Annotated in this window: 18 protein-coding genes; all 18 read right to left on the reverse strand. The window is 39.6% G+C overall.

The annotated features are described in order from the left end of the window. Nucleotides 1-200: 200 nt before the first annotated feature. A complete protein-coding gene (locus ACFO4O_RS16305; RefSeq protein ID WP_382410469.1) occupies nucleotides 201-734 on the reverse strand; it encodes a DinB family protein in 534 nt (177 codons plus the stop codon). Nucleotides 735-1,189: 455 nt separating this feature from the next. Beyond that, complete coding sequence (locus tag ACFO4O_RS16310; RefSeq protein WP_382410471.1) at nucleotides 1,190-1,615, reverse strand: VOC family protein; 426 nt, start codon at nucleotides 1,613-1,615, stop codon at nucleotides 1,190-1,192. A 78-nt stretch (nucleotides 1,616-1,693) separates the two neighbouring features. Next, nucleotides 1,694-2,035, reverse strand: a complete 342-nt coding sequence (locus ACFO4O_RS16315; protein WP_110430432.1) for a type II toxin-antitoxin system HicB family antitoxin — start codon at nucleotides 2,033-2,035, stop codon at nucleotides 1,694-1,696. After that, the gene (locus ACFO4O_RS16320) at nucleotides 2,032-2,286 is read right to left on the reverse strand and encodes a type II toxin-antitoxin system HicA family toxin (protein ID WP_110430433.1); all 255 of its coding nucleotides are present in this window, start codon (nucleotides 2,284-2,286) and stop codon (nucleotides 2,032-2,034) included. The genes ACFO4O_RS16315 and ACFO4O_RS16320 overlap by 4 nt, the downstream gene beginning before the upstream one ends. A gap of 516 nt (nucleotides 2,287-2,802) precedes the next feature. Then, on the reverse strand, nucleotides 2,803-3,219 hold the full coding sequence (locus tag ACFO4O_RS16325; protein ID WP_382410473.1) for a UPF0158 family protein: 417 nt from the start codon (nucleotides 3,217-3,219) through the stop codon (nucleotides 2,803-2,805). Between the two features lie 141 nt (nucleotides 3,220-3,360). Continuing rightward, nucleotides 3,361-3,756, reverse strand: coding sequence for a hypothetical protein (locus ACFO4O_RS16330; protein WP_382410475.1), 396 nt, complete (start codon nucleotides 3,754-3,756; stop codon nucleotides 3,361-3,363). A gap of 132 nt (nucleotides 3,757-3,888) precedes the next feature. Next, nucleotides 3,889-4,167 (reverse strand): hypothetical protein, encoded by a 279-nt coding sequence (locus ACFO4O_RS16335; protein ID WP_382410477.1) that lies wholly within the window; start codon nucleotides 4,165-4,167, stop codon nucleotides 3,889-3,891. A gap of 185 nt (nucleotides 4,168-4,352) precedes the next feature. Continuing rightward, nucleotides 4,353-4,787 (reverse strand): GNAT family N-acetyltransferase, encoded by a 435-nt coding sequence (locus ACFO4O_RS16340; protein ID WP_382410479.1) that lies wholly within the window; start codon nucleotides 4,785-4,787, stop codon nucleotides 4,353-4,355. 81 nt (nucleotides 4,788-4,868) lie between these two features. After that, entirely contained in the window at nucleotides 4,869-5,159 is a 291-nt protein-coding gene (locus ACFO4O_RS16345) for a hypothetical protein (protein WP_382410481.1), read from the reverse strand. Next, a complete protein-coding gene (locus ACFO4O_RS16350) occupies nucleotides 5,152-5,301 on the reverse strand; it encodes a hypothetical protein (RefSeq protein WP_382410483.1) in 150 nt (49 codons plus the stop codon). The genes ACFO4O_RS16345 and ACFO4O_RS16350 overlap by 8 nt, the downstream gene beginning before the upstream one ends. Before the next feature lie 124 nt (nucleotides 5,302-5,425). After that, nucleotides 5,426-6,232, reverse strand: a complete 807-nt coding sequence (locus tag ACFO4O_RS16355) for a hypothetical protein (protein WP_382410485.1) — start codon at nucleotides 6,230-6,232, stop codon at nucleotides 5,426-5,428. Between the two features lie 102 nt (nucleotides 6,233-6,334). Continuing rightward, entirely contained in the window at nucleotides 6,335-6,700 is a 366-nt protein-coding gene (locus ACFO4O_RS16360) for a hypothetical protein (RefSeq protein ID WP_382410487.1), read from the reverse strand. A 144-nt stretch (nucleotides 6,701-6,844) separates the two neighbouring features. After that, nucleotides 6,845-7,042: a DUF2283 domain-containing protein gene (locus ACFO4O_RS16365; RefSeq protein ID WP_382410489.1), complete on the reverse strand. Its 198-nt coding sequence runs from the start codon at nucleotides 7,040-7,042 to the stop codon at nucleotides 6,845-6,847. A gap of 391 nt (nucleotides 7,043-7,433) precedes the next feature. Then, a complete protein-coding gene (locus ACFO4O_RS16370; protein ID WP_382410491.1) occupies nucleotides 7,434-7,874 on the reverse strand; it encodes a hypothetical protein in 441 nt (146 codons plus the stop codon). Between the two features lie 75 nt (nucleotides 7,875-7,949). Next, a complete protein-coding gene (locus ACFO4O_RS16375; protein WP_382410493.1) occupies nucleotides 7,950-8,450 on the reverse strand; it encodes a GrpB family protein in 501 nt (166 codons plus the stop codon). An 80-nt stretch (nucleotides 8,451-8,530) separates the two neighbouring features. Next, entirely contained in the window at nucleotides 8,531-8,824 is a 294-nt protein-coding gene (locus ACFO4O_RS16380) for a HigA family addiction module antitoxin (RefSeq protein WP_382410495.1), read from the reverse strand. Beyond that, entirely contained in the window at nucleotides 8,824-9,102 is a 279-nt protein-coding gene (locus ACFO4O_RS16385) for a type II toxin-antitoxin system RelE/ParE family toxin (protein ID WP_382410497.1), read from the reverse strand. The genes ACFO4O_RS16380 and ACFO4O_RS16385 overlap by 1 nt, the downstream gene beginning before the upstream one ends. A gap of 104 nt (nucleotides 9,103-9,206) precedes the next feature. Continuing rightward, nucleotides 9,207-9,584 (reverse strand): ketosteroid isomerase family protein, encoded by a 378-nt coding sequence (locus tag ACFO4O_RS16390; RefSeq protein WP_382410498.1) that lies wholly within the window; start codon nucleotides 9,582-9,584, stop codon nucleotides 9,207-9,209. Nucleotides 9,585-9,706 lie beyond the last annotated feature (122 nt).

A 9,706-nucleotide genomic window follows, 5' to 3' on the forward strand; every position in this document is an offset into this window, starting at 1 on the left:
TTCGTCGTTTGTTTTGCATAAAGACCTCTACTTGATAGTTGAGGCCTCATGGTGCAGGGTTGGACTTAACTTGGAAATATGTGGTTTACTGGACGCTTACGGTAATTTGCAATAATGTAGCGTAGCGAAATGCAAATTGCACAATAAATTGTGTGTCCGAACGAACGGCAGTGAGTGCCATTAGGCGTTTGTTATGCCCATTACGCGTTGGGTATTTTAACCAGCAAATCCGTGGCGCCTAAATCTACATTAAGTTGTGACAACAGTGTAGACACCTGTCCACGATGATGAGTTTGATGATTAAAGAAATGCAGCAGTAGATGTGCGAAGCATTTTGAATACGAGACGCCTCTCATATTTTGATAGTTTAGGTTACTTGCTAAAATGCCCTCGGAAAGCTGATTAACAAAATTCAAGATTGTGCTGTCCAGACTTACCCTTTCTTGTTTAAGGAGGGCGAGTTCTGAGAACAGAAGTGAGTCTAGTTTTTCAGGTTTAGGCTTCGATGCTAACGAATTTAATGCAGTAAAAGTTTTGGAATGAGTGGCAAAACGTTTAAGCCAAATTATATCTGCCACCAAGATATGATTGAGTGTACCAATGATAGAACCAAAGAAAGCCCCTCTATCCATGGCAAGTTCCTCTGAGCCTAAATTCGACGCAGCAGAATAGATAGATGCGTTCATCCATTTATTGTATTCAGCCATTAATATGAAATTGCTTTTCGAAGACATTCGTTTTCCAAGAGGGAATAACACCTTCTATAACCGATGGTGGCCGCTCTTGCCAACATCCGGTTCATAGTTTTGTTAGCATTCGGACTTAAATAGACTTTCACTTTGACGCCCCGTTTAATCGATTATTTCTTCGCATTAGTCTATTCAAATTCAAGAATGCAGTTAGCAATAACAATATTAAAGCGGATATTTTAATTAGCCAATTATCGGTTTCATACCCCAAAAACATCCCATAAAATAATATTCGACTATGGCAAGCCGCAATTAATATTAAGGCTACAACAATTAAATAGACTAATCCTGTTCGCATCTGCATTCTATCGGTTACAAAAACGAGCACATAGCACAAAAAGCAACTAATAAAAAAATAGGCTAAAGCTATATACATAGAATGCTAACACTTCGTTAAGCGGCGAAAATTGTTCTTTATTTTTGTACGCTTCAACGTTTTGTTATGCATCGTTCTCTCTACTTCCTAAAGGTTCGATAAATCTAAGTAGAAAACCGTCTGGGTCTTGCAATAAAACCTCAAGTTGTCCCTCTTCGCGGCCTTCACCCACGAAATACCAACTTTCCTTGCACCCTTCATACAATGCAATATTGGCAATTCGTGCTTTAGCTTCAATGTTTCGAACACTTTCTACTTCTATCTGAAAATTTACACCCCGACCAAATGGAGGCTCCAAACTGCCCGTCAACCATCCTGATTCATGTATTTGTTCTAACATAAGCTGCGCTTGACCAATTTCTAAATAAGCAAATGGAGGGTTCTCGCGTCGATATCTAACACTGAAACCCAAACACAAATAAAACGCTAATGATCGGTCGAGACTACTCACAGTTATCTCTGGAACCATTGCATTCCAATACTCACTCATTCAGTACACCAAGATGCATAACACTTTCGATAAGCGGCGTAATACCGCTTTTGTATTACGTCCGTCTTCATCGTTTTGTTATAGCTCGCTACCGACGTTGCTTGATAACGATTCCACAACAATCTGATTTATGCTTTTCCCTGTGGCAGAAGCTTTCAAAACGAGGTGCTCATGTAGCTTTGGGCTTATACGAACATTAAATTTACCCGAATAGGTTTTCTTAGGTGCTACACCATCTTCCTCACACATTTCAAGAAATACTTTTAGAGAGGTTGAACCCTCTTCATGCAAACCCTTAATATCGGCCGCATAAAAATCAGCACCGCCATTTAAGTTAATAAACTCACCTCTAAACATCTCTATTTCGGGATCGTACGTGATAACAGCATCGTATCCATTTATGTTCATGATATTTTTCATGGTTTCACCCCATTTGACTCTAACCAACGTCTGACGCTGCTAACCGCACCCTTGTCTGTATCAGGGGACGGATGTGGTCTATGAAAGACGCGTCTGTCGCCAAAAAGCCTAACACCAATTCTAGAGCCCTCAGCCTCGGATATCTCAGCTCCAAGCTCAATAAATAGTTGCTCGATATCTTTCCACTTTACATTACCACTGACAGGTCTTGAAAAGATGAGAGCTAAAGTCTTCTGATGTTTTCTTTTCATTAAACAATGATAGTACTAAATATTAGTACCGTCAATCGCATCTTAACTAGAGCTATAACGCTAAGCTAACGGGCACAAATGCAGCGCTACAATGGCGAAGCAGCGCTGCGCTTGTGTCCCAGCGACCGAAGGGAGCGAGTTAAGCGCTTTGTTAGAACTTGTATTCAAAACTACCTCATTCCCCAGGCAACTAAACTTCCAAAAATTGATAGCAATATACAACCGCAGCCAAAATAAGTGACTAAGAGGATGATTTTCCGATTTCTCTCATTAAGAAAACTGTCTAAGTCTCTATATATTAAGCTACCACGTGCTAATAAGTTTGGGCCTGAACTATCTTTTTCTTTAAGTATTAGCATCAGAACAATACCCAAAACAATCGACGCGATACCAAAGAAGCCAAAAAAGAAAAACACCTTTAAATATACTTCCATATCTTTGGGATAATCTGAGTTCTAACACTTTGGATAAGCGGTTTTGCGATGCTTTTTCGCAAAATCCGTCTTAATCCATTTGTTATATGCCGTTGTCAAATTCAACTTCATTATCTCGACACCATTGTATTATTGCTCGCTTTAACGCAGCCTCTTCGTATGCGTACCAACTTTGTAGTTTTCCCTTTGATTCTAGCAGAGTCTTGAATTTTGAATATGCACCGCGGCGACTGAAAATATCGTAGCCAAACTCTAGTTTTTCAGGAATCGATTCGGCAATAAAACTTAGAGCCAATCGTTTGCCTAGGTCTAAGTCTTGTTTGCTAGGGAATATAAGATATTTATCACTCTCATAGAGATCATCTGGTATCGGTTCTTCAACCGCATCACCAACATAATATATTTCACCAGTATCCAAATTGATGTACGCCTCGTGATCGCCTAAACCAGAAGACGCGAATTCAATTGCCCACTCAATGTCATCTAGCTTCGCTGGCATAAGCTTCCTCTAGGCATATAACTCCGAACTAAGCGGCGGGTTGTATTGGCTAAAAACTGCGAGAATTGAACACAGTGAAATGCAGTTTTTAGCCAATACAACCTGTCCGAAAGAGCGACAACGACTGGCTTCAGTGTATTGTTATGAGCGTATTGATGTAAATTTCTTACCATAAAAAGCTGCAATTATAGAAATTGAAGCAATGTAAACTAAGTATAAGTTTATCACTGCACTAAGTTGCAGCTTGTAAAAATGTCCCAGAAAAAGAATTACTGTTAAAAGAACTACTACAATAGTGCAAATACCGTTGAATATAAAAATTAACTGATTGTGCTGCGTTGTAACCCAATAAAAAAAGCAAAGGGGACCAACGATAACTCCTGCAAGGCCTACTGCTTCTCTTGGGTGGCTAAAAAAGATAATGTCTATTATAGCTACAAGCATGCCAGCGAAACCTATCCATGTACCAAGAAATTCAAATTCACTTTCACCAGTACTGATTGCCGATATTTTTGCCTTATACCTATGCAAGTTCATGGAAGCACATAACACTCGTTTATGCGGCGCACGATTTGTCGTGGAATTTGCTTTAATTTAGCGTAGCGAAATGCAAATTGCACAACAAATTGTGTGTCCGAGAGAGCGCTAGCGAGCGCCATAAAACGTTTGTTATGTTTCATCTCTCGATTTCTCCGGCCCAAGCAAAAAAGTCCAAAACCCAGAGTATAGGCGCGTATATAGTTTAGGATGTTCTTTAACCCATGGTTTTATTGCGATTAAAATAGTATCGATAATGAGATATGTAGAGAAAAAGAAACAAGCAGCAATAACTGCTACAGGGTGACGTCGCGAACCAAAGGTTGTCTCTCCTGCCAAGAGTTCGATATATGCCCAATATCCAAGCCCTACAAGCGCTGCTAACAAGACTATATTTAATAAAAACTTCAATTACTTATTCCTTTAAGTTTAAAACGCCCAGAAACATAACGCCAGCATTTGCGGCAGTTTGTATTTGCTAAAATCTGCAAAAATTGAACGCAGTGAAACGCAGGTTTTAGCAAATGCAAAATGTCCGAAGTTGCGCCGGCGAGTAAGCGTCCCAGAGAGCGCAGCGAACGATGTTGATTGGTTTGTTATACCCGTGTTTGTTCATATACGCCGGGCTGCCAAATTTGCATAAGTATGTCAGGGTTTTCTATAGACTGAAAACCAAACTGGGAGTACAAGCCATGAGCATCGCTTGTTGCCAACATAAAACGGCGTAAACCCTGTAAATCTGAATGAGAGCAAATCTCCTCCATAAGTAATTTGCTTACACCCAATCCACGATAAGATTCAATTACAAAAACGTCAGCTAGATACGCAAATGTTGCTTTGTCTGTAACAACCCGCGCAAACGCAACTTGTTCACCAGATTCATTGTATGCGCCAAACACTAGTGAATTTGCAATAGATTTTTGTAAAGTTAGTAGAGGAATTCCCTTTGCCCAATATGAATTAGAGACCAACGAATGGACTAATTCAATGTTTAAATCATCAGGGTTTGTGGTTACTTTTATTCCTTTCACTATTGTTTCCTTCAAAGGGTATAACACCAAATTAAGCGGTAGCTGGGTGCTTTTCCCAGATATCCGTCTTCAATTTCCTTGTTAGGTGCTAGATGGTAGAACATACTCTTTTTTCTCAAATTTGTGGTGACGATTAATCTTTGAAACAGCATCTACCAATAAGCACTTTGTAACATCGTCCTTGAAGTACATTATGAATTTCCCTTCTGACTCATCCATGACGCAAAACGAATATTCGATATCAAAAATTTCAGTTATTACATCATCTATATAGTCAAAATGTTCATAATCGATTAGTTCAATACACAAACCCCATTCATCGTCTTCGCTAATTTTGAGCTGCGATAATATGTATTCAAAATGGTCACTCATTTGTGGCATCTAACACCGAACTAAGCGGCGGGTTGTATTGGCAGTTGTATTTATTAAAAGCCAAGTCTCGCATGATGGCGACAGTTTCAGAATATTGTGAGTCTTGGTTACCCACTTGGGCTTTAAAAATTACAGCAAACAACTTAGTGATCCCTTATTTAACGCAATAGCACCTAACGCCTCATTAAGAGGCAATAAAATAGCTGGTTAAAATTAGCGAGGCACGAGCAAAAACCAGCTGTTTTTTGTCCTGCTTGAATGACTTGTTAGTTTCCGTTTTCACCAAATTTGATTAATAAGCTTTCAGTTAGAGCTTGCGCTTGTTGAAGACCTTGATATTCCATATTATGAGAAACACGCTGTTTGATGAAATCTAATTTCAGATAAACATCATTGTCTTCTATTATCTTCATCCCAAAATCCGCATAGGCTATGGCTTTTAGATAGTTTGGATTTCCAGACTCTGGATCGTAATTTTGATACCCTATAACTAGTCTCAATATTGCCTGCTCCCCTCCAGTTAAAGCAATACTTTCAGAAAGTTGGTATTTCAATTTATTAAATTTAATTCTTTGCTCTATAGTGTCTTCTCTGCTTAATTCAACTAAGCCTTTACTATGAAAGTATTCTTTATCCGAAATAGCCCATAACTCTGACACAGCGTTATCAGATCCTAATTTGATTGCTTTGATGAGTAGTTCAACAAAATCATCAGATACAAAGTTAAGTTGTGAGCAGCGCTCAAAACGATACAAAACATCTTCTATATACTCGTCTGGTTCACCCACTTCATTAGCATTGGTCAGCCACACATCAAGTTCATCTTCTGTGTTAGGTATTTTATTACAACGACGTATTTCTTTTGCTTCAAGCAAGTATTCTTCTGGGGGCGTAAAAGAACCGTCTCCCAAACCAGTTTCAATCGATGTTTTCTCATTAGGTTTTAAGTGTTTAGAAATAACGCTTTCACCAGACTTTGTAACACTCAATTTTTCAATTTCACTTTGTTCTTTTGGTATGCAAAAAAGAATGACCATTGTAAAAATTGATATAACAAGAGCAACTTTTTTCACGAGACCTCGATAGGAAACTAACACCGTATTAACGGGTGACACAAGGTGTCTTCCCAGCGTAGCGAGTTGAATATCTTGTTAGATGTCTGAATCAAAAATATCCTATTCACCAAAATCATTTTCCTTCCAACCATGGAATCCTATGGTCAATTCGTCGCCATCTGGAGCTAATTCAATCTCAGAAACTACGTCATCATTATTGTCTCTTATTCGTTGAATCAAAGCATATTCAGCAGAGTGGTCATTATCAATGTCAAATTTATAGATGCCATCAAACATCATCATAAAAGTGTAAATAGTGTCATCAATAGCCTTGATAGCCACTTCGCGTTCTGAGTTTGATAACTGAATGGGTAGCGCCGCGATTCTGTCTGCGCGCATTTGCTTGAATAAGTGATAACCGAAGGAGTGTGCAGCATCTAGCCATCTGCCGTTAATCTCAATATCCCAATCTATAAACTTCTTCAAACTCTGACCCTACGCGACATCTAACACCGCACTAAGCGGCGGGTTGTATTGAATAAAAACTGCGATAATTGAACGCAGTGAAATGCAGTTTTTAGCCAATGCAACCTGTCCGAAGGAGCCACAGCGACTGGCTTCAGTGTTTTGTTAGGCTGCGATCCCACTAAGTGTTAGTTGACCAATATCAGTTCTATTACTGGCATGCTCTAAAGTTATGGCGACAACATCACCATTGGAATCTAGATCAAGTGTCGTACTTTCGTCTAAATCTTTAGTATCAACGATATCAGTAGACTTAAACTCAATATACAGAGTATCTGAATCTTCGAAATAGCTCATTTTCATGGTTTAAACCTCCTATCAAAGAAAGCATTATGTACTGTCTCACCATCTTCTAGCAAGACGACTCTTAAATACTTATTTTCAGCATCTACTATTTGAGCCCATTTTCTAATTCGGCCGTCCGTTTGAATGTATTGATAGGGGGCATTACTTACAACAAACTCTATCCACTCTAATCGGATTGAAGCTCTGTCGGGCCGTGCTCTTGTTGCCTCAAAGTACTTAGTAAATTTCATATACGTCCTTGTAGCTGCCTAACACCAGCCTAAGCGGCGGATTGCATTGTGTAAAAACTGCAATAATCGAGTGAAGCGAGTCGCAGTTTTTACACAATGCAATACGTCCGAAGGAGCCACAGCGACTGGCTTGAGGCTCTTGTTATGTGCCCACGAACTCAAACCGACCGCCATACCTGCTTTGTACCGAACAAATAATACATACCATAGATACAGCAAATAATTGAGCTGACAACCCAAAAGGTGACTGAATTTTGGTGCACCACAGGATCTGATGTAACAAACGGAGCAAACAAACCAGCAATTCCACGAATGAGATATATGGCTGTGATAAGGACCAAACAAGTTTTTAAAAGTGGCAATTTGAAAATCAGACCCGCGCCAGAAAGTGCGTATAACCCCCAACCAGCAAGAATAGAAGCGATGATAAGGGTTACTATTGTGGGATAAGGGTCTTCGACAGCAGCCAGTTGAGCCATTCTTTCCCCTGCACCAAAGAATAGATACCATTCTGGACCACCAAAAATACAGGCTATATGAAGTAAGGAAGCTATGAAACTTAAACAACCAGCAATAATAAGTGTTTTATTCCTTTGCATTAAAACTCCTCTGGCACATAACACTTTACATAACCGGCGTTGGCCGCTCTTGCCAATGTCCGGTTCATGTTTTTGTTAGCTATCGGCATTATCTAACACCCTCTGAATAAATGGACCTTTGCGTTTAGTATAAACTTCTCTGTCTCCACCAAACTCTCGAGCGAGCTCGATCTTCAAACTCTTGTATTGTTCAAAAATTTGTGGCTCATTTCTGAGTAAATCTCTAAACTTTAGCCTGTCCCGCCATAAAGCACTTTCATATTCAACTAAATGCAAGTGATGCGTTCGAATATCTGGCGTTGGTTTGCAGAACCAATGCATCACATCAGCTTTATAAGGGTAGTAACAATAACCAGCGCTTTCTAAAACCGAGATAGCATCCCGCGATCTATCTAAGGTCTGGACACCGCACATGATATCAATAATGGGCTTCGCAACCATGCCCTGTACAGAAGTGCTGCCAACACGCTCAATTGAACCAACTACAAAATTATCTAGATAGCTTAATAGATATAACTTTTCTTCTTCAAACATGTGAGCCCAATCGGGATTATACTTCGACAAAACAACTGTCACTGGACGTTCCTCAAGATAGCTAACACCATTTTAAGCGGTGGGCGCGCGCTCTTCGCGAACATCCGTCTTCAAAATTTTTGTTAGGCTGCATTTAAATCTAGTCGTTGAACTGTATTCAAATCTAAGCGCTGTTTCGCTAGCCATAATTCATAATTGTCTTGCATACTTAACCAACTTTCTGGTGTTCTTCCGAGTGTTTTAGATAATCTTAAAGCCATTTCTGGACTTATTGCACTCTTACCTTTGACTATTCGGCTCAAAGTTGAAGCAGCTACGCCGAGATGAGTTGCTAGAGTTCGGCAACTAATACCAAAAGGCTCTAGATAGACCGATTCTATAAATTCACCAGGGTGTGGTGGGTTATACATGTTCATTAGTGATAATCCTCATAATTAAGAATGTAAGCATTACCGTCCTTGAACTCAAATGTTACTCTCCAATTTCCATTCACAGATATAGACCAAATATTGGAACTCTCACCTTTCAATCTATGCAAAGAAAAGCCGGCAATATTGACATCGTCAATTTCATTAGCAGTATCTATAGCTGCAAGTTGCATGCGAAGCTTTTTTGCATGATGAGTTTGAATGCCTGCTGTTTTACCTTTTTCGTAAAACAACTTGAGGCCTTTATGCTTAAATGATTTGATCATGAATTTATTGTAGCGTGATGCGCAACACAAAACAACCTAGTGCAGCCTAACACCAAATTAAGCGGCGTTGGCCGCTCTTGCCAATGTCCGCTTGAATTTTTTTGTTATGTGGCATTGCTAAAACTGCCTTGGTACACATTAGCGCTAAACACAAACCACTTACTGTCTACTAAATGACAAATGTATAGTGTACGGAAGTCTATACTAGAGCTACTCGTATTTATACGCCAACCAATTGTAGTAGCAACCTTATCCTGCCCAAGAGGTTGCTGTTGCAGAATATTAAATTGAGCATGTTGGTATCCAAAATCACGCATAGACTCGCAATTGGATGCGAACTTTTTAACTAAATCAGATTTTGAAGCAAATGCTTGAACGCCGTCTGCGTCCGAAATAGCACAAGGTACACGATATAGATTTGCTATAGCTTCTGGGTCAAAAGCGTCAAAGGCTTCCGTGTATTTATTGAAAAGTTCTTCCATAATTGTCTGTTACTCCTGACACATAACGCAAAGCTAACGGGCAATAACTCTGCGGTAGAGTGCGTAGCACCGCAGTGTTATTGTCCCAGTGACCGAAGGGAACGAGTTAAGCGCCTTGTTAG

Source organism: Glaciecola siphonariae, assembly GCF_042652645.1.
Lineage (GTDB): Bacteria > Pseudomonadota > Gammaproteobacteria > Enterobacterales > Alteromonadaceae > Glaciecola > Glaciecola siphonariae.